This is a genomic window from Saccharothrix ecbatanensis (assembly GCF_014205015.1).
GTDB classification, from domain to species: domain Bacteria; phylum Actinomycetota; class Actinomycetes; order Mycobacteriales; family Pseudonocardiaceae; genus Actinosynnema; species Actinosynnema ecbatanense.
Map to the genome: position 1 here is coordinate 4554439 of NZ_JACHMO010000001.1, position 18475 is coordinate 4572913.

Annotated in this window: 18 protein-coding genes and 1 pseudogene; 7 read left to right on the forward strand and 12 right to left on the reverse strand. The window is 71.0% G+C overall.

Features of this window, described 5'->3' with window-relative positions; translation table 11 throughout:
* Positions 1–43: 43 nt before the first annotated feature.
* The 4 genes from prcB to F4560_RS18630 form a co-directional block, all read right to left on the reverse strand.
* The gene (gene prcB, locus F4560_RS18615; protein ID WP_184921681.1) at positions 44–892 is read right to left on the reverse strand and encodes a proteasome subunit beta; all 849 of its coding nucleotides are present in this window, start codon (positions 890–892) and stop codon (positions 44–46) included.
* A gap of 34 nt (positions 893–926) precedes the next feature.
* Positions 927–1121 (reverse strand): ubiquitin-like protein Pup, encoded by a 195-nt coding sequence (locus F4560_RS18620; protein WP_184921684.1) that lies wholly within the window; start codon positions 1119–1121, stop codon positions 927–929.
* 84 nt (positions 1122–1205) lie between these two features.
* Entirely contained in the window at positions 1206–2699 is a 1494-nt protein-coding gene (gene dop / locus F4560_RS18625) for a depupylase/deamidase Dop (RefSeq protein ID WP_184921686.1), read from the reverse strand.
* Between the two features lie 52 nt (positions 2700–2751).
* On the reverse strand, positions 2752–5226 hold the full coding sequence (locus F4560_RS18630) for an FtsX-like permease family protein (RefSeq protein ID WP_184921688.1): 2475 nt from the start codon (positions 5224–5226) through the stop codon (positions 2752–2754).
* Between the two features lie 104 nt (positions 5227–5330).
* Between F4560_RS18630 and F4560_RS18635 the strand changes: the two genes are divergently transcribed.
* Both F4560_RS18635 and F4560_RS18640 read left to right on the forward strand, forming a co-directional pair.
* Entirely contained in the window at positions 5331–5825 is a 495-nt protein-coding gene (locus tag F4560_RS18635; protein WP_184921690.1) for an NUDIX hydrolase, read from the forward strand.
* Positions 5816–6115 carry a DUF6191 domain-containing protein gene (locus tag F4560_RS18640; protein ID WP_184921692.1) on the forward strand — a complete coding sequence of 100 codons (300 nt, stop codon included), beginning with the start codon at positions 5816–5818 and terminating at the stop codon, positions 6113–6115. The genes F4560_RS18635 and F4560_RS18640 overlap by 10 nt, the downstream gene beginning before the upstream one ends.
* Here F4560_RS18640 and F4560_RS18645 read toward each other — a convergent pair.
* From F4560_RS18645 to F4560_RS18655, 3 genes and pseudogenes are all read right to left on the reverse strand, one after another.
* The gene (locus F4560_RS18645; protein ID WP_184921694.1) at positions 6087–7061 is read right to left on the reverse strand and encodes an aldo/keto reductase; all 975 of its coding nucleotides are present in this window, start codon (positions 7059–7061) and stop codon (positions 6087–6089) included. The genes F4560_RS18640 and F4560_RS18645 overlap by 29 nt on opposite strands.
* 32 nt (positions 7062–7093) lie before the next feature.
* Complete coding sequence (locus F4560_RS18650) at positions 7094–7861, reverse strand: ABC transporter permease (protein ID WP_184921696.1); 768 nt, start codon at positions 7859–7861, stop codon at positions 7094–7096.
* 353 nt (positions 7862–8214) lie between these two features.
* Positions 8215–9108, reverse strand: a pseudogene (locus tag F4560_RS18655) (ATP-binding cassette domain-containing protein); the annotation flags it as partial.
* 122 nt (positions 9109–9230) lie between these two features.
* Between F4560_RS18655 and F4560_RS18660 the strand changes: the two are divergent.
* Entirely contained in the window at positions 9231–10346 is a 1116-nt protein-coding gene (locus F4560_RS18660; protein WP_184921700.1) for a sensor histidine kinase, read from the forward strand.
* On the forward strand, positions 10343–10987 hold the full coding sequence (locus tag F4560_RS18665; RefSeq protein WP_184921702.1) for a response regulator: 645 nt from the start codon (positions 10343–10345) through the stop codon (positions 10985–10987). The genes F4560_RS18660 and F4560_RS18665 overlap by 4 nt, the downstream gene beginning before the upstream one ends.
* Positions 10988–11102: 115 nt before the next feature.
* On the opposite strand, the gene arc is transcribed toward F4560_RS18665, so the two are convergent.
* Both arc and F4560_RS18675 read right to left on the reverse strand, forming a co-directional pair.
* Positions 11103–12902: a proteasome ATPase gene (gene arc, locus F4560_RS18670; protein ID WP_184921704.1), complete on the reverse strand. Its 1800-nt coding sequence runs from the start codon at positions 12900–12902 to the stop codon at positions 11103–11105.
* Between the two features lie 157 nt (positions 12903–13059).
* Positions 13060–13422, reverse strand: a complete 363-nt coding sequence (locus F4560_RS18675; protein WP_184921706.1) for a hypothetical protein — start codon at positions 13420–13422, stop codon at positions 13060–13062.
* Positions 13423–13470: 48 nt separating this feature from the next.
* Here F4560_RS18675 and F4560_RS18680 point away from each other — a divergent pair, with 48 nt between their 5' ends.
* The gene (locus F4560_RS18680) at positions 13471–13956 is read left to right on the forward strand and encodes an Rv0361 family membrane protein (protein WP_184921708.1); all 486 of its coding nucleotides are present in this window, start codon (positions 13471–13473) and stop codon (positions 13954–13956) included.
* Between the two features lie 68 nt (positions 13957–14024).
* Here the strand turns inward: F4560_RS18680 and F4560_RS18685 are convergent, their stop codons facing one another.
* Together F4560_RS18685 and F4560_RS18690 are read right to left on the reverse strand one after the other, a co-directional pair.
* Positions 14025–14852, reverse strand: coding sequence for a tRNA (adenine-N1)-methyltransferase (locus F4560_RS18685; RefSeq protein WP_184921710.1), 828 nt, complete (start codon positions 14850–14852; stop codon positions 14025–14027).
* Between the two features lie 67 nt (positions 14853–14919).
* A complete protein-coding gene (locus F4560_RS18690; RefSeq protein WP_184921712.1) occupies positions 14920–15483 on the reverse strand; it encodes a hypothetical protein in 564 nt (187 codons plus the stop codon).
* A gap of 109 nt (positions 15484–15592) precedes the next feature.
* Here F4560_RS18690 and F4560_RS46215 point away from each other — a divergent pair, with 109 nt between their 5' ends.
* Both F4560_RS46215 and F4560_RS18700 read left to right on the forward strand, forming a co-directional pair.
* The gene (locus tag F4560_RS46215) at positions 15593–16714 is read left to right on the forward strand and encodes a sensor histidine kinase (RefSeq protein WP_184921713.1); all 1122 of its coding nucleotides are present in this window, start codon (positions 15593–15595) and stop codon (positions 16712–16714) included.
* Complete coding sequence (locus tag F4560_RS18700) at positions 16711–17361, forward strand: response regulator (protein ID WP_184921715.1); 651 nt, start codon at positions 16711–16713, stop codon at positions 17359–17361. The genes F4560_RS46215 and F4560_RS18700 overlap by 4 nt, the downstream gene beginning before the upstream one ends.
* On the opposite strand, the gene F4560_RS18705 is transcribed toward F4560_RS18700, so the two are convergent.
* Positions 17336–18466: a site-2 protease family protein gene (locus tag F4560_RS18705; RefSeq protein WP_184921717.1), complete on the reverse strand. Its 1131-nt coding sequence runs from the start codon at positions 18464–18466 to the stop codon at positions 17336–17338. The genes F4560_RS18700 and F4560_RS18705 overlap by 26 nt on opposite strands.
* Positions 18467–18475 lie beyond the last annotated feature (9 nt).

The following is an 18475-nucleotide window of genomic DNA, read 5'->3' on the forward strand; positions in this document are numbered from 1 at the left end:
CGGGCTCGGCGGATGCGGGTGGGGATGGGGGTCGACACGGTGCTCAGCCCGCCGGCTTGATCCGGCGGCCCTCGACGACCGACTCGGCCAGGGTCGCGGTCCGCTCGTCGGACAGGTGCGCGGCGCCGTCGGCGGTGATCGTCACGACGACCGGGTAGATCTTGCGGATCACGTCCGGTCCGCCGGTGCCCGAGTCGTCGTCGGCGGCGTCGTACAGCGCCTCGATCGCGGTCCTGGTGGCCAGTTCCGCGTCCGCGTCGGGGTTGTAGAGCTTCTTCAGCGCCGACTTCGCGAACAGCGAGCCGGAGCCGACGGCCTGGTAGCCCTGCGAATCCTCGTAACGCCCGCCGGTCACGTCGTAGGACACGATGCGGCCCGCGCGCTCCGGGTCGGCCGCGTCGATGTCGAAACCGGCGAACAGCGGCACCACGGCGAGGCCCGCCAGCGCGGCGTCCAGGTTGCCCTTGATCATCGCGGAGAGCCGGTTCGCCTTGCCGTCCAGGGACAGCGAGACGCCCTCGATCTTCTCGTAGTGCCGAAGCTCGACCGCGTAGAGCCGGACGATCTCGACCGCGATGCCCGCCGTGCCCGCGATGCCCACCGCCGAGTAGTCGTCGGTGATGAACACCTTCTTCATGTCGCGCTGGGCGATCACGTTGCCCATCGTGGCGCGCCGGTCGCCCGCGATCACCACGCCGCCCTTGAACGTGAGCGCGACGATGGTGGTGCCGTGCGGGGCCTGCACTGTGCTGCCCTCGGGCAGCTTGCGGCCTGACGGCAGCAGTTCGGGGGCCTGCGCGCGAAGGAAATCGGTGAACGACGACGACCCCGGCCTGAGGTAGGCCGGGGGCAGCGACGCGGCCGGGTAGTGCCCGGTCGAGCTGTGGTCCATGTGTGCGTTCTTCTCCTGTCCCGCCGGTGGCTTACTACTCGCCGCCCTTTTGCACGTACGCGCGGACGAAGTCCTCGGCGTTCTCCTCCAGCACGTCGTCGATCTCGTCGAGGATCGCGTCGACGTCCTCGCCGATCTTCTCCCGGCGCTCCTGGCCGGCCGCCGCCGCGCCGTCGCCGTTCTCGTCGCCGTCACCGCCGCCTTGGCGCTGAACCTGTTCCTGGGCCATGTCGACCTCCCGGTCTTCGGGTCCTGCGACTCAAACACTACCTACCAGGTCCGACATTGTGTGCCTGCCACTCGGGTCGGATGATCAGCCCCTGGTCAGCGCCTCGACCAGTTCCTCAGCCGTGTCCGAGGCCTCCAACAGGGCTCCGACGTGCGCTTTCGTCCCGCGCAGCGGCTCCAGGGTGGGAATCCGAACGAGTGATTCGCGGCCGAGGTCGAAGATCACCGAATCCCACGAGGCCGCCGCCACGGACGTGGGGTAGCGCTCCAGGCACCGACCGCGGAAGTAGGCGCGCGTGTCCTCGGGGGGCGAGAGGACGGCCGCACGCACCTCCTCCTCGTTGACCAGGCGTTTCATCGAGCCGCGGGCCACCAGCCGGTTGTACAGGCCCTTGTCGAGCCGCACGTCGGAGTACTGGAGGTCGACCAGCGACAGTCGGGGCGAGCCCCAGGCCAGGCCGTCCCGGGCGCGGTAGCCCTCCAGCAGCCGCAGCTTGGCCACCCAGTCGAGCCGGTCGGCGCACTCCTGCGGGTCACGGGCCAGCGCGTCCAGCACCTCGCCCCACACGCGGAGCACGTCACGGTCGCCGTAGCCCTCCTGCTCCACGAACGCGGAGGCGCGCTCGTAGTAGGCGAACTGGAGGTCCAAACCGGTGAACTTGCGCCCACCGGTCAGCTCGACCTTCGCCTTGAGCGTCGGGTCGTGGCTGATCTGGTGCACCGCGCGGACCGGGTCCTGCAACCGCAGGTCGTCGAACCGGCGGCCGGCCTCGATCATGTCGAGCACCAGCGACGTGGAGCCGCACTTGATGTAGGTCGAGTACTCGGCGAGGTTCGCGTCGCCGATGATGACGTGCAGCCGGCGGTACTTGTCCGCGTCGGCGTGCGGCTCGTCGCGGGTGTTGATGATGCCGCGCTTGAGCGTGGTCTCCAGGCCGACCTCGACCTCGATGTAGTCCGAGCGCTGGGACAGCTGGTAGCCGGCCTCCTCGCCCGCCGCGCCGATGCCGACCCGGCCGGAGCCGACGATGACCTGGCGGGACACGAAGAACGGGGTGAGCCCGGCGATCACCGCGGTGAACGGCGTGCTGCGCTGCATCAGGTAGTTCTCGTGGGTGCCGTAGCTGGCGCCCTTGCCGTCCACGTTGTTCTTGTACAGCTGGAGGCGGGGCTGGCCGGGGACGGTGGCCGCGCGCATCGCGGCCTCCTCCATCACCCGCTCCCCCGCCTTGTCCCAGATCACCGCGTCACGCGCGTTGGTGACCTCGGGCGCGGAGTACTCGGGGTGCGCGTGGTCGACGTAGAGGCGCGCGCCGTTGGTGAGGATGACGTTGGCCGCGCCCAGGTCCTCGACGTCGTTGTCGTTGGAGTGGCCGCCGGGCGTGCCGAGGTCGAAGCCGCGCGCGTCGCGCAGCGGCGATTCGACCTCGTAGTCCCAGCGTGCCCGGCGTGCCCGCGGTATGTCGGCGGCGGCCGCGTAGGCCAGCACCACCTGTGTCGAGGTGAGCACCGGGTTCGCCGTCGCGTCACCCGGCACCGAGATGCCGTACTCCACTTCGGTTCCCATGATCCGCCGCATACACGCAGCCTACGACCAACCACCGACAGACCGCCCGTACCCGGGTCACGTTTCAGCCGGCCGCCAGTCCCGCGGCGGGCCGGATGCGGGACGCGCCGCGGGCCGGTCCGAATGCCGCGACCACCGCCAGCACGACCACTCCGGCGCCGCCGACAAGCAGCGGGAGCACCGCGGCGGTGGGCCACGCGAACACGCCGACCGCGACCAGCGTCAGCTCCGCGTAGACCAGCCCGAAAACACCGCCGCCCAGCACTCCTACCAGCGCCAACAGCACCGCTTCGGCCACCACGCCGCCCTGGAGGCCACCCTTCGTGACGCCGAGCGCGCGCCGCAGTGCCAGCTCCTTGCGGCGCTCCTGCACGGAGATCGTCAACGCGGTCCCGATGCCGGTCACCGCGACCGCGACGGACAGTCCCAGCAGCACCATGAGCATCATGATTCCCAGGTCGAGGTACCGCTGGTTCTGCGCGGTCGCTTCGGCCCTGGTCTTCACCAGAACGGTCGGCGCTCCGGTCAGGGACGTCCGCACGCCCTCCTGGTACGCCGCCGCGTCCGCGCCCGGCCGGAACTTGACCAGCACCTTCGACGCCGGGGCCAGGTCCGGGTCGGGCAGCACCACGTCCGCCTCGTCGAGCAGGGAGCCGGTGAACGTGCCGGCGACCGTGGCCGTGCGCGGTCCGCCGGGCAGGCCCTCGACGGTGAACGGCCGGCCGACCTGAGCCCCGAACCGCTTCGCGTACCACTCGTCCAGCAGCACGGCGCCCGGCACGAACCCGGCTGCGTCCACGTTCTGGCTGGTCAGCCACTCGCGCATGAGGTCGGGGTCGGCGCCGACGACCTGGGTCGGGAACGTGAAGCCGTCCGCGTCCTTCTGCTCCACCTCCAGCCCGTGCACGACGACGGTGTTCGCCGCTTCGGGCCGGTTGGCCGCCGCGCCGACCGCGCCGCCGAGCGCGCGCCCGCCGGAATCCGCCACCACGGCGTCCGGCTGCGGCTCGTTGCTGAACTCGTCCTCCATGCGCTGGGCCGAACCGACCGTGACGGCGAAGAACGTGACCATCGCGGCGGCCAGGAGCAGCGGCATCGCCACGGACGCGGACCGCTGCGGCACCCGCCGCACCTCGGCTGCGGCCAGTTTCCACTGCGCGCCGCCGAAGCGGCTCGCGACCGAGCCGAAGATCCGGCCGAGCGCGGGCACGACCACCGGTCCGAGCACGCCGAACAGGCCGAACACGGCGGTGATGCCGGAGAACAGGACGAGGAAGATCGCCGCCATCGACGGGCCGGTGATCACCGCCAGCCCGGCCATCACCGCGGCGACGGCCACCACGCCGATGCCGAACCTGCGCCGCCTCCGGACCACGGACTGGTCCGGAGTCTGGCCTTCGGACGTCCGCAGCGCCGCCAGCGGTGAGATGCGTGCGGCGGCGAGGGCGGGCCGGACGGCGGCGAACGAGCTGAGCGTGGCGGCGGTGACGACGCCGATCACCAGCTGACCGGTCGTGGGCAGCAGCGACGGGCTCAGCTCCACCGCGCCGAGCAGCGCCGACAGGCCGGTGGTGTCGAACAGCCTGGCCAGCAGCCACGCCACCGACCCGCCGAGCACCGCGCCCACCGCGCCGGCGACCGCGCCGGTGAGCAGCGCTTCGAGGAGGTTCGCCCAAACGAGTGGACCGCGATGGGCGCCCAGACAGCGCAGAAGCGCCGTGTGCCGCTGGCGTTGCGTGTAGACGGCGCGGTAGGTGGCCGAGGCCACGAACACCGACGTGGCCAGCGCCAGGATGCTGAACGGCAGCAGCACGGCCGCGAGGTCGTTGTTCGGCGGCTCCGCGGCCACCCCCGCCCTGGTGTCCACCCGGAAGCCCTGGCCGACGGCCTGTGCGACGGCGTCCCGGTCCCCGCCGACCACGTGCAGCGCCTCGAACCGGGGCGTGCCGTCGAGCTTGGCGGCCAGCTCCTCCCCGACCACGAGCCGCGGTTCCTCGGCGACCGAGCCGCGTTTGGTGATGCCCCGGACCACCACGTCCAGCGGTTTGCCCGCCGCGTCGGCGATCTTGATCGAGGCGCCGGGCTTGAGGCCGTGCTCGTAGGCGGTGACCCGGTCGACCGCGACCTCGCCGTCCGCGCCCGGTGAACGGCCCTCCAGGATCGGCACCCGGCGCAGGCCGTCCCGATCCGTTTCGACGTCGGCGGTGGTCCGGCGGTCGTTCGCCCGGCCGCCGTCGATCAGCAGGTCGACTCGAACCTCGCGCACCGGGTGAACCCGCTCGACCCCGGCGGCCTGCGCGACCCGATCGGCGGTCCCCTGATCGAGCGACACGCCCGAGCGGAAGTCGGGACGCACGACCAAGTCGACGCCGGCGGGCACGACGGGCGCGCCTTCGTTGGTGGCGCGGACCATCGCGTCACTGAGCATGAGGGCGGCCAGCAGGCAGGCGACGCCGACGACCAGGGCGACACCGGGCAGCACGGCGCGACCGGGCCGGTTGCGGAACTCGGCGACCGCGAGCCGCAGGGATGTGGGCACAACTCCTCCTCGTGACGCGAACGACACGACGGTAGGAAGCCGGGCCGTCGGCGGGCGTCGGCCCGAGGTAGCACTCGCCGGTAGTACCCAGGGAGGATCTTGGGGTGGAACTCGTAGCAGTGGTCGACCCGGACGGCACCCCCATCGGCACGGCGACTCGCGCCCGGATGCGTGCGGAAGGGCTGTGGCACGCGTGCGCGGTGATCGTCGTGCGCTCTCTCGACGGGACGCGGTTGTACGTGCACCGGCGCACCGACACCAAGGACGTCTACCCCGGTCTGTACGACCCGACGTGCGGTGGGGTGATGGCGGCGGATGAGACGGCCGACGAGTGCGCGGAGCGTGAGCTGGCCGAGGAGCTGGGGGTCTCGGCGGCGCCGGAGTTCCGGTTCAGGACACCTTTCGTGGACGGAACTATCCGGTACGTGGCGCACGTTTACGACGTGCGCAGCGACGGACCGTTCACCCACCAGCCGGAGGAAGTGGCCTGGGGCGGCTGGATGGATCTGGAGGAGGTGCGGGCAAAGGCGGAAGACCCGGAGTGGCCTGTCGTGCCGGACGGTCGGGCCCTGATCCTGGAGTGGTTCAGATGGGCATGATGTTCGCGATGTCGATCCCCGGCCTGGCCGTGCTCCTCGTCGTGCTGGCGGCTGGTGAGCGGGTCTGGCGGGCGATCCGGCGGCGCAGGGGCACCCCGCCGGTGGTCTCCGCGGCCGCGTTCGACGAGTTCACCACGCTGTTCTCCGGGAGCAAGCACATCGAGCTGCGGCAACGCGAGGTGACGCTGATGCTGGGCGACGACGAGGAATCCGCCGCGCCGCCGCGCGGGCCGGTCGACCTCGACTCGGGCCGGATCCGGCTCATTCCCAAGGGAGGGACGACCGAGTAGCCCAGTACTGCCCGGCCGGCTCGGCGCACTCCGCCAACTCGTCCAACTCGTCCGGCTCCAGGTGGACGTCCTGGGCCTTCAGGTTGGCGTGCAGCTGGTCCGGGCTCGCCGCCCCGGACAGGACCACGTCCGCCCACGGTTGGGCGCACACGGCCGCCAGCGCGATCGCGTCCGGCCCCACGCCGTGTTTGGCGGCCAGCTCGCGCACACGTGGTGGCGGGTCGACGGCCAGCCTGCCGTTGGCCAGGCCCTCCTTGACGAACACCTCCGCCCCTGACTCCTTGGCGGACGCCAGCTCCGGGCCCACCGACGTCTCCAGCACGTTCCAGGTGGACTGGACGCTCTCGAACAGCCGCCGCCCCTCCACCTCCAATTCCAGCGCCCGCCGCACCGTGCCCGCCTGGTCCGGGCCGGATGTGGAGAACCCGAGCCGGACGCCCGAGTCCCGCAGCGCGCCCAGGGCGAGAAGCAGCTCCGGATCGCCGAACAGCGGGCTGTCGGGCGTCAGCGAGTGCACGTTGTACAGGCCGACGTGTGCGCCGAGCAGCTCCTGCGTCTCCCGCCACTGCCGGGTGAACCGGTCAAGCGAGTGCTCCTTCACCTCATGCGTCTCCACGTCCCGCCGCCAGTCCGCGACGTACGCGTAACCCCACTTGCTGGACACCCGGACGTCCCGGTGGCCGCGCGCGGCCAGCCACTGCCCCAGGAACTCCTCCGCCCGCCCGTAGGAACGGGCCGCGTCCACCCGCCGAACACCGGCCGCGTAGGCGGCGTCCAGGACGGCGTGGCACTGCGCGCGCATGGCGTCCACGTCCCGGTGTTCGGGCAACGCGTGCTCACGGCCGAGGTTGATGTAGGCGGGACGGCCGAGCGCGGCCAGCCCCAGCGCGAATTCGGACACGCCCGACACCGTAACCGCCGGCCCCGGGAGGCCGCCGGACCACATCGCCGGCGCTGCCCGCTCTGCCCGCCATGCGTTCAGGCGTCACGACGCAGCAGCACGGTGGCGCCGGCTCCCAACACCACGAGCAGGTACGAGATCATCACCAGCCCGGCGCCAAGGGGCGACAGCGGTGGGTTCGGTAGTTCACCCGACAGTTGCGGAGCGAGGACCGGGAGCATCACCGAGTACGCCCGGTCGTTCCACGGGGACGGCAGCAGCAGCGTGAGCACGGGCAGCACGAACAGCAGGCCGCACAGGGTCACCAGCGCGCCGGCCGTGGACCGGAGCAGGAAGCCCAGACCGAGGCCGACCAAGGCGAGCAGGACCAGCGACGCGGAGTTCGCCAGCAACGTCGGCACCGCGTCGCCTAACGAGTCGTACGCCGAGATCGGCTTCGGCCGGTCCCCGGTGATCAGCTCGCCGGTCAGGTAGGCCAGCAGCGTGGTGACGACCGCGACGACCGCGGACACACCGGCCACCACGAGCGTCTTGGCGGCCAGATAGGCCTTGCGTCTCGGCACGGACACCAGAGCGGTCCGGATCATGCCGCTGCCGTATTCGGAGGTGACCGCCAGCGCGCCGAGGACACCCAAGCAGAACTGGCCGAACGGGACCACCATCACCCCCGGATCAGCAGCCCCGAACCGCTGTTGGAGGTCCGGGGGCGAGCTGTCCCAGTCGGCTGTCATCAGGTACGAGATCAACGCACCGCCCAGTAGCGCGACGGCGATCGCGAGCAGCACGTACGACGTCGAGCGGACCGATCGGAGCTTCAGCAGTTCGGAGTTCAGGACGTCGGTCATCGGGCGGTCTCCGTAGTGCTGGGCTCGGCAGGGTGGCGATCGGCAGCGCGGAACTCGGCAGATCGGTCATCAGCCGGGCGTGGATTGGCGGTGCGGGAGTCGGCGGGGACGGGACCGCCGCTGTGGGTACCGGCCGGGCGGGCACCGGCGGAACGGGAATCGGCGCGGCGAGCACCAGCCGGACGGGGATCGGCAGGGCTGGGATCGACAGGGCTGGGATCGGCAGGGCGGGCATCGACAGGGCGGGCATCGACAGGGCGGGAGTCAGCGGGGTAGGGATCGACGCGGCGACCACCAGCCGGGCGGGAGTCGGCGGGGCGGGAGTCGGCGGGGCGGGAGTCGGCGGGGCGGGAGTCGGTGCGGTATTCGGTGCTGTCCTCGGTCAGTTCGAGGTAGGCGTCCTCCAGGGACGCGCTTCGCGGGGTCAGCTCGTGGATTGGGATGTGGTGGTGGGCGGCGAGGTCGGCGATGGCCGGTGCGTCCAGGCCCTGCACCAGCAGGGCGCCGTCCTCCGGTCTGGCCGTCGCGCCTGCCGCGGCGAGAACCGCGGCCAACGCGTCCGGCATGGGCGAACGGACCAGCACGTCCTTCCTGAACTTCTCCTGGAGGTCCCGCATGGACGCCTCCAGGATCAACTTGCCGCGACCGATCACGATCACTCGATCCGCCGTCAGCGCCATCTCGCTCATCAGGTGGCTGGACACCAGCACCGTGCGACCTTCCCTGGCCAGGTCGCGCATCAGGTGGCGGATCCAGCGGATGCCCTCCGGGTCCAGGCCGTTCACCGGCTCGTCGAACAACAGCACGCCCGGATCGCCCAACAGGGCCGCCGCCACGCCGAGGCGTTGCTTCATGCCCAGCGACAGCGAGCCCACCCGCCGTCTCGCCACCCCCGCCAAGCCCACCTGCTCGAGGGTCGCCACGACCCGGCTGTCCTTGATGCCGTTGCTCCGGGCCAGCACCCGGAGGTGGTCGTAGGCCGACCGGCCGCCGTGCACCGCGCCCGCGTCGAGCAGCGCGCCGACGTGGTGCAGAGGACGGTGGATGTCGGCATACCGACGCCCGTCGACCAGGGCCTCACCGCTGGTCGGGCGGTCCAGGCCGAGGATCGCCCGCATGGTGGTGGACTTGCCCGCCCCGTTGGGGCCGAGGAAGCCCGCGACGTAGCCGGGTTTCACCTCGAACGTGAGGCCGTCCACGGCCCTGGTGGCGCGGTAGCGCTTGGTCAGTTGCCTTACTTGGATCATGGGGATGAGCGTGCTCGGTTGGCGGGCTGGGCGGATCGGACCGAGGTCCGGGATCTGATGTCGGACCGTGGTCCGACGCCCGGCCCGGCGAACGCCGATTACCGTGCCGTCGTGTGCCGATCGTGAAATCACGACTCCTGCGGTTTCTGCCGACTGCGTACCTGTACGCGCTGGACCTCGCCGCCGCCGTGGCGGTGGTCCTCGTGTACCTGACGTTCGCCGAGGTGAGCACCGCACCGCCATGGCTGGGCTACCCGCTGGCGCTGCTGATCGGCGCGCCGCTGGCGATGCGGCGGGGCCGACCCCTGCTGACGCTCGGGATCGTCCTGACGGCGCAGACCGTGGCCACGATCGCCCACGTCACCCTGGAGCCCTACGGCGCGACCGCGTTCGCGATGTACATGGTGGCCGCGACCTGCGAACGCCGCGTGGCGGTGGGCGCGCTGGCCGGTTCACTGGGGGTGGTGGCGGTGGCGGTGTTCATCGCCGAGCCGTGGCCGGAGGACGCCGGGCTGGTCCTGTTCGCGGCGCTGGCCATCGGGGCGGCGTGGGCGCTCGGCCGCACCACCTTCATCCGCCGGTCCTACGAGGCCAGACGGGCCGCCGAGGCGGCGTCCAAGGCCATCGCCGACGAGCGGATGCGGATCGCCCGCGAGCTGCACGACGTGGTCGCGCACAGCCTGAGCCTCATCACGGTCAAGGCCGGCGTCGCCGCGCACGTGGCGTCGTCGCGGCCCGAGCAGGCCCACGAGGCCCAGGAGGCGCTGCGGGTGATCGAGAGCGCGTCGCGCGGCACCCTGGTCGAGATGCGGCGGTTACTCGGCGTGCTGCGCTCGGAGGACAGATCGGTGGAACTGGCGCCCATGCCCGGTATTGACGATCTGCCCGAGTTGGTGTCACGGGTGGAGCTCGCCGGGGTGTCGGTGGAGCTGACGGTGTCCGGCGAGGTGCCCGACGGCCTGGCGTTGACCGCGTACCGGATCGTCCAGGAGTCCGTCACGAACGTGGTGAAACACGCCGCGCCGGCCTCCTGCACGGTCTCGATCGTCGTAGGGGATGCTTCCGTGGTGATCTCGGTGGTCGACGACGGACCAGGGGAACGGGTGTTGGCCGGTCGCGGCGGAGGGCACGGGTTGATCGGGATGCGGGAACGGGTGGCGGTGTACGGCGGCACGTTCACGGCCGGGCCGCTGGCCGATGGCGGTTTCGCCGTGCGCGCCGAGGTGCCGCTGTCGTGATCTCGGTGGTGGTCGTGGACGACCAGGCGCTGCTGCGCGGCAGTTTCCGGGTGCTCGTGGACTCGGAGCCTGACCTGCGGGTCGTCGGCGAGGCCGGTGACGGCGCCGAGGCGGTGTCCGTGGTGCGCGAGGTGTCCCCCGACGTGGTGCTGATGGACATCCGGATGCCCGGCGTGGACGGCATCGCGGCGACCCGCGAGATCTGCTCCTCCTCGACCGCCCGGGTGCTGATCCTGACCACGTTCGACCTGGACGAGTACGTGTACTCGGCGCTACGGGCCGGTGCGAGCGGGTTCCTGCTCAAGGACACTCCCCCGGCCGACGTGCTGGCCGCCGTGCGCGTCGTGGCCGCCGGAGACGCCCTGCTGGCGCCCTCGGTGACCCGCCGTCTGGTGGCCGAGTTCTCCCGCACGCCGGAACCCCGTACGGTCCGCCTCGACGGGATCACCGAACGTGAGCAGGATGTGCTGATGCTGATCGCGCGCGGCAGCTCCAACTCCGAGATCATGGCCGAGCTGCACCTGTCGCCAGGCACGGTGAAGACCCACATCGGCCGCCTGCTGCACAAGCTCCAGGCCCGCGACCGGGCCCAACTGGTGATCGCCGCCTACGAGTCCGGGCTGGTCACCGCCCGGTCGTGAGCAGCGGCCGACGAAGACTCCGGGGACCTGAGGCCCCGGGACGCGGAACGCCCGCCCGGCCATCTCGGCCGGGCGGGCGTTCCAGGCGGGTTGCGGTTGTCTGCGCTTGCCGGTGTTACAGGTATTGACCGGTGTTGGTGGCCGTGTCGATGGCGCGACCCGACTCCTGGTTCTTGCCGGTCACGAGCGTGCGGATGTAGACGATCCGCTCGCCCTTCTTGCCCGAGATCCTGGCCCAGTCGTCCGGGTTGGTCGTGTTGGGCAGGTCCTCGTTCTCGGCGAACTCGTCCACGATCGCGTCCAGCAGGTGGCGCACCGACAAGCCCGGCTGCTTGGTGTCCAGCAGGCTCTTGATGGCCGCCTTCTTCGCGCGGTCGACGATGTTCTGGATCATGGCGCCGGAGTTGAAGTCCCGGAAGTACAGGACCTCCTTGTCACCGTTGGCGTAGGTGACCTCCAGGAACCGGTTCTCCTCGGACTCCTCGTACATCCGCTCGACCGTGTGCTGCACCATGCCGTCGATGCAGGCCACCGGGTCGCCGCCGAACTCGGCCAGGTCGTCGGCGTGGATCGGCAGGTCGGGCGTGAGGTACTTGAAGAAGATGTCCTTCGCGCCTTCGGCGTCCGGACGCTCGATCTTGATCTTCACGTCGAGCCGGCCCGGACGCAGGATCGCCGGGTCGATCATGTCCTCACGGTTGGAGGCGCCGATCACGATCACGTTCTCCAGGCCCTCGACGCCGTCGATCTCGCTGAGGAGCTGGGGCACGATCGTGGTCTCGACGTCCGACGACACGCCACTGCCGCGGGTCCGGAAGATCGAGTCCATCTCGTCGAAGAACACGATCACGGGAGTGCCCTCGGAGGCCTTCTCCCGGGCCCGCTGGAAGATCAGCCGGATGTGGCGCTCGGTCTCGCCCACGAACTTGTTGAGCAGTTCGGGACCCTTGATGTTGAGGAAGTAGCTCTTGGCTTCGCGGTGGTTCTCGCCACGGGCGGCGTGAACCTGCTTGGCCAGGGAGTTCGCCACCGCTTTCGCGATGAGCGTCTTCCCGCAGCCGGGAGGGCCGTACAGCAGCACGCCCTTGGGCGGGCGGAGCTTGTACTCGCGGAACAGGTCGGCGTGCAGGAACGGCATCTCCACGGCGTCGCGGATCTGCTCGATCTGCCGGTAGAGGCCACCGATGTCCTCGTACCTGACATCGGGCACCTCCTCCAGCACCAGGTCCTCGACCTCGGCCTTCGGCACCCTTTCGTACGCGAAGCCCGCCTTCGAGTCGACCAGCAGGGAGTCGCCGGCCTTCAGCGGCGAGTCCATCAGCGGCTGCGCCAGCCAGACGACCCGCTCTTCGTCGGCGTGTCCGACGACGAGGGCGCGGCCGATCGAGCTGTCCTCGATCTCGGAGTGCAACACCTCACGCAGCGTGCAGACCTCGCCGGTGCGCTCGAAGTCGCCGCCCTCGACCACGGTCAACGCCTCGTTCAGGCGCACCGACTGGCCCAGGACCAGCGACGGTGTCTCCACCGCCGGAGAAACCGAGACCCGCATGCGACGGCCTGAGGTGAACACGTCGACCGTGCCGTCGTCGAATCGGGCCAGAAACACGCCGTAACCGCTGGGCGGTTGCGCGAGCCGGTCGACTTCCTCGCGCAGCGCGAGGAGTTGGCTCCGTGCTTCTCGAAGGGTGTCGATGAGCTTCGTGTTGCGCTCGGTCAGTTGGCTGACGCGCTCAGTCGCCTCGGCCAACCGCTGCTCCAGCAGGCGGACGTGTCGTGGGGATTCCGTCAACTTGCGGCGCAGCAACGCGATTTCGTCCTCGAGGAACCGGATCTGCGCAGTCAGCTCACCAGAGTTGTTGCCCTTGTTCAGCTCGCCGCCCTCATCGGGCCGGCTGCCGGGATGACCGTGCTGCATGTCGGCACCCTCCTCCCGTGTTCGTCCCACGACGATACCGGCGATCACCGACAAAAGCCGACACCCTGCGAGTTCCCGGGCGTCATGTGATCACTCATTCCGCCCGCTCGGCCGGAGCAACTGCTCCAATCCGGTGTCAGCCGGCACCCCGCACCCGCTACCGTGCGTTGAGCACGAGTCCCACGAGAGTGGTCCGGGCAGTGTCACTGCCACCAGCGGAAAGTTCTAGGAGAACGTGATGTCCGTCCCGCCGCAGCAGCCGGGTCCCTACGGTCAGCAGCCGGGTCAATTTGGCCAGCAACCAGGTCAATTCGGCCAGCAGCCGGGCCCCGGACAGCAGCCCGGCGGGTTCCCGCCGCCTGCGCCGGGCTTCCCACCAGGTGGGCAGCAGCCCGGTTACGGCACGCCTCCGGGCGGCTACCAGCAGCATCCCGGTCAGCCGGGGCAGCCCGGCCAGCCCGGTTACGGCCAGCAGCCCTACGGCCAGCCGGGACAGTTCAACCAGCCCGGTTACGGCCAACCGGGTGGTTTCGGCGGCCCATCCGGCATGCCGCCGAAGAAGAGCCCCATGCCGTGGATCCTGGGCGGCGCCGGCGCCCTCGTCGTCATCGTCGTGGCGGTCGTCCTGATCCTCAACATGACCGGCGGCAGCAACGGCACCGCGAAGGACGCCGCCGACTCTTACGCGGCGGCGATCAACGCGAAGGACTTCGACAAGGTCCGCTCGCTGACCTGCGCCGAGCACCACGACGAGATCGACGACATGAAGAAGCTCTACGACCCCGCGACGATGAGCGCGGAGATCGAGAAGCAGCTCGAAAGCCTGCCCGCGGAGATGCGGAAGGAAGCCCAGAAGTCGATCGACAAGGCGAAGGACGTCAAGGTCACCCTCGCCGTCGACAACGTGGTCGAGAAGTCCGACACGACTGCCGAAGCCTCGATGTCGGTGAAGTACGAGAACGTGCCCGAGGACATGAAGTCGCTCATGAAGGACCAGAAGGCCGCGAAGATCCCGTTCAAGAAGACGGACAGCGGCTGGGTCGCCTGCGACTGAGCCGACCAGTGCCGAAACGGCCCGCACACCACCTGGTGTGCGGGCCGTTTTCGTGGCGAAAGACCTGGTCAGCCCTTGGACGGTCGGCGCTGCGGCCGGAGCGGGGTGACGCCGTCGGCCAGCCTGCGAGTGGTCAGCAGGAACGCCGTGTGCCCGATCATCCGGTGCTCGGGCCGCACCGCCAGGCCCACCACGTGCCACGGCCGGACGAGGGTCTCCCACGCGTGCGGCTCGGTCCAGTGCTGCTGCTCACGGATCGCCTCGGTCACCTTCGACAGCTGCGTCGTGGTCGCCACGTACACCACCAGCACGCCGCCGGGGATGAGGCTGCGGGAGACGGCGGGCAGCACGTCCCACGGCGCGAGCATGTCCAGGACGACCCGGTCGACCTCGCCCTCGTGCTCGTTCACGTCGGCGACGGTCAGCGACCAGTTGCCCGGCCGCTCGCCGAAGAACTGCTCGACGTTGCGGATCGCGTGGTCGGCGTGGTCCTGGCGGACCTCGAACGACGTCACGCTGCCCTTCTCACCCACCGCGCGCAGCAACGAGCAGGTCAGCGCACCCGAACCGGCGCCGGCCTCCAGCACCCGCGCGCCGGGGAACACGTCCCCGTACATCACGATCTGGGCGGCGTCCTTGGGGTAGATCACCTGCGCGCCGCGCGGCATCGACAGCACGTAGTCGGACAGCAGCGGCCTCAGCGCGAGGAACGAAGTGCCGCCGACGGACACCACCACGGACCCCTCGGGCTGCCCGATCAGCTGGTCGTGCGACAACGCGCCGCGGTGGGTGTGGTACTCCTTGCCCGGTTCGAGCACGATCGTGTAGTGCCGTCCCTTCGGGTCGGTCAACTGCACCCGGTCACCCGGTTGGAACGGACCACTGGCGGTGCTCACCGCGGTAAACCTCCTGCTAAACGCTCGTGTCAACAGCGCACGATGGTCCCACGGCGCCCGCGCCGCCCTACTGGCGGGACTTCTCCCGGCCGTTGACCACTTCGGCGACCGAGTGGTAGACGGGCCAGCCAAGCAGCCAGATCACACCGACGACCGTCAAGCCGGACATCTGTCCCCACAGCGCCTGCGTGCGCTCCGGCGTGCCGACGACGAACATCAGCAGCAGCATCACCACGCACGCGATCGCCCAGGCCACGGCGAACTTGCCGAACTCGCGCCACTCGTGGCGGACCTTCGCCGGGCCGCTCTTGGGCGGCTTGGTGGGCGGCGGCCCGCCGGCGAACCGGTGGGCGACCCGCTGATCGGCCCACCGGAGCATGCTGTGCCCGAACGCCACGCTCACCCCCAGGTAGATCGCGGCCAGCCCGTGCGCGGACGTCGCCTCACCCCCCGACCGCAGGTCGAAGACGGTCGCCACGAGCAGCACGACGTCCACCACGGGGGTGCAGACGAGCAGGGCCGCGCCGAGCCTGCGCATCTTCAGCGCGTACCGGGCCAGCAGCCCGGCGCCCAGCACGACCCAGAATCCGATCTCGCACGCCACGATGAGGACCACCAGCGGTTCAACCACGGCTCAAGCGTGCGTGTCGGGCGCGCTCGCGCGCGTCGTCGGACGGACCGACCGCGGGTCATCAGTTCGTAGGACGCCCGCGCGCCGCGGCCTGTGCTGTGATGACGTCGTGGAGCTCCGTCGTGCACACCGGGACGCGCTGGTCACGGCGGCGTTCTTCACCGTGGGCGCGGTGGTCTACGGGCTCCACATGGACCTCGTGGTGGGTGGCCAGGGCGACAACACGCCGTTGACGACGCGGCTGCTGATCCTGACGGTGGCGTCCGTCGGTCAGCTGTTCCGCCGGTCCGCGCCGGTGGTGGCGCTGCTCGTGGTCATCGTCGCGACAGCGGCCGACCTCTACTTCGGTCTGAGCATGCCGGTGGTGATGGTCGCCATCGACGTGCTGTTCGTGGCGGCCCTGCACGGTCCGCGCCGGCTGCACCAGGTGCTTGTCGGGGTGGTGGCCACGGCCACGGTCGGCGTGGCGGCGGCGGTCGCGGTGGTGGGTGACTGGCGGCTGTCGTTCTACGCGGGGTTGCAGGTGTTCTCGCTGCTCGCGGTGCCGGTGTGGTGGGCGACGAACGTGCGGCAGCACCGGGAGAGCGCCGAGCAGATCGCGCTGATCTCGGAGTTGGACCGGCGGGCGTCGGTGAACGCCGAGCGCAACCGGATGGCCCGTGACCTGCACGACGTGGTCGCCGGGCACCTGTCGGCGATCGCGATCCAGTCCGAGGCGGTGCTGTCGATGCGCGAGGGCGACCCGGAGACGGTGCGCACGGTGCTGAAGTCGGTGCGCGAGAACAGCGTGCGGTCGCTGGAGGAGATGCGGATGATGATCGACGTGCTGCGGGCCGACGAACCGGTGGACGAGCCGGTCGCGGTGCGGCTGGCGGACGTCGGCACGCTGGTCGAGTCGGCCGCCGCGGGCGGGCTGGACGTCGAGCTTCGCGGCGCGAACGTGGCCGGGCTGCCGGTGGCGGTGGACGTCGCCGCGTACCGGATCGTGCAGGAGGCGTTGACGAACGCGCTGAAGCACGCGCCCGGCTCGCGCACGTCGGTGACCTTGGAACGGCAGGTCAGGCGGTTGGTGGTGGTCGTGCGCAACACCGTGGGACGGGCTACGGGCGGGTCGGAGGGCTCGGGGACGGGGTTGGTGAGCATGGCGGAACGCGCCCAGGTCGTCGGCGGGACGTTCGCCGCCGGGCGCGACGGCGACGGCTGGGTCGTGCGGGCGGAGCTGCCGCTGTGATCCGGGTGCTGGTGGCCGACGACCACGCGGCGATCCGCGCGGGCCTGGTGATGATCCTCGGCGGCGCGGACGGCATCGAGGTGGTCGGCGAGGCCGGTGACGGCGCGGAGGCGGTGCGGTTGGCGACGCGGCTGGAGCCGGACGTCGTGCTGATGGACATCCGGATGCCCGGCGTGGACGGCATCGAGGCGACCAGGCAGCTCAGCGGGGTGTGCGAGGTGCTGGTGCTGACCACGTTCGACCTGGACGAGTACGTGCACGGCGCGCTGCGGGCCGGTGCGGCCGGGTTCCTGCTGAAGTCGGTGGAGGCCCCGGCGCTGGTGGACGCCGTGCGGCAGGTCGCGGCCGGTGACGGTGTGCTCGCGCCGAGCGTGACGCGGCGGGTGATGCGGGAGTTCGCGTCGGCCGCGCCCAAGTCGCGCCCGGCAGGCTTGGACTCGTTGACGGAACGCGAGGTCGACGTGCTGCGCTGCCTCGGCGAAGGGCTGTCGAATCACCAGATCGGGCGAAGGCTGCACATCGGCGAGACGACCGTGAAGACGCACGTGTCGCGGGTGTTGACGAAGCTGGACCTGAGGTCGCGGGTGCAGGCGGCGATCCTGGCGCAGGAGGCCGGCTTGCTCAGCGGCGGTCCAGCGCGGCCTTGAGGTCTTCCCGGCGCAGCACGCCCGCCGGTCGGCCTTCGAGGTCCACGACCAGGTACTCCCAGGCCGCGGTGCCGCGCACGCGTTCCACCACTTCGGCGCCGCTCTCGTTCTCCAGCAGCACGGTCTCCGGCCGGATCGGCACGGCCGCCTGCTCGGCGGGCGCGTGCGGCGAGGTGCTGGCCAGCCGGCGGGCCATCTCCCGGTCGAGCAGGCCGGCCGCGACACCGTCCGCGCGGACCAGGACCACACCCCGGCCGGCGGACGCGGTGAGCGCGCCCGACACCGGGCTCTCGGCGGGCAGTTGGAGGACGGGGCGGACCAGCTCGCCCAGCGTCAGACCTTCCGGCCAGGTGCTGCGGCGTTCGGCGGTGAACTCGCCGCGCGCGCCGGCCAGCACGAACCACGCGGTCAGCAGGCACACGCCGAAGCGGAGCCAGCGGTCCTCGGCGCCTTCCATGACGCCCCAGATCGCCCACACGACGAGCAGCGCGGCCACCACGCCGCCACCGATGACGGCGGCTTTCGTGCCCGTCGCACGGCGGCCGGTGAAGGCCCACACGCCCGCACGCAGGATCCGGCCGCCGTCCAGCGGCAGGCCGGGGAGCAGGTTGAACACCGCGACGGCGGCGTTGGCGAAGGCGGTCTGGGCGATCAGCAGCCAGACCGCGTCCGGGTACGGGATGGCGGCGGCGACCAGCGCGAACAGGCCGGCCAGCGCGATGGAGACGATCGGGCCGGCGGCGGCGATCGCGCCTTCGTGGGACGGACGGGTCGGGGTGCGCATCACCTCGGACACGCCGCCGAGCAGGAACAGGCGCAGCCGGCGGACCGGCAGGCCGAGGCGCAGGGCGACCAGGCAGTGGCCGAGTTCGTGCGCCAGCACCGAGAGGCCGAGGAAAATCGCGAAGGTGGCGGCGAGGAGCACGCCGGTGAGGCCGCCCGTGCCGGGCGCGATGCGGCCGACCAGCGGCGCGTAGAGGACCACGATGGCCGCCGAGCCGAGCCACCACGAGGGCGCGAGCAGCACGGGGATCCCGGCCGCGCGGAACAGCGGCAGCCCGCCGTCCCGACCGACCTGCCGCCGCCAACTGCTCGTCGTCGCCACGGGCCGAGC

What these genes read in the sequence shown, in the direction of transcription:
- F4560_RS18620 (WP_184921684.1), bottom strand. Translation starts at nt 1,121, where the DNA reads ATGGCCCAGGAACAGGTTCAGCGCCAAGGCGGCGGTGACGGCGACGAG.
- F4560_RS18645 (WP_184921694.1), bottom strand. Translation starts at nt 7,061, where the DNA reads ATGTGGTCCGGCGGCCTCCCGGGGCCGGCGGTTACGGTGTCGGGCGTG.
- arc (WP_184921704.1), bottom strand. Translation starts at nt 12,902, where the DNA reads ATGCAGCACGGTCATCCCGGCAGCCGGCCCGATGAGGGCGGCGAGCTG.
- F4560_RS18650 (WP_184921696.1), bottom strand. Translation starts at nt 7,861, where the DNA reads ATGACCGACGTCCTGAACTCCGAACTGCTGAAGCTCCGATCGGTCCGC.
- dop (WP_184921686.1), bottom strand. Translation starts at nt 2,699, where the DNA reads ATGCGGCGGATCATGGGAACCGAAGTGGAGTACGGCATCTCGGTGCCG.
- F4560_RS18680 (WP_184921708.1), top strand. Translation starts at nt 13,471, where the DNA reads ATGCCGTGGATCCTGGGCGGCGCCGGCGCCCTCGTCGTCATCGTCGTG.
- F4560_RS18640 (WP_184921692.1), top strand. Translation starts at nt 5,816, where the DNA reads ATGGGCATGATGTTCGCGATGTCGATCCCCGGCCTGGCCGTGCTCCTC.
- prcB (WP_184921681.1), bottom strand. Translation starts at nt 892, where the DNA reads ATGGACCACAGCTCGACCGGGCACTACCCGGCCGCGTCGCTGCCCCCG.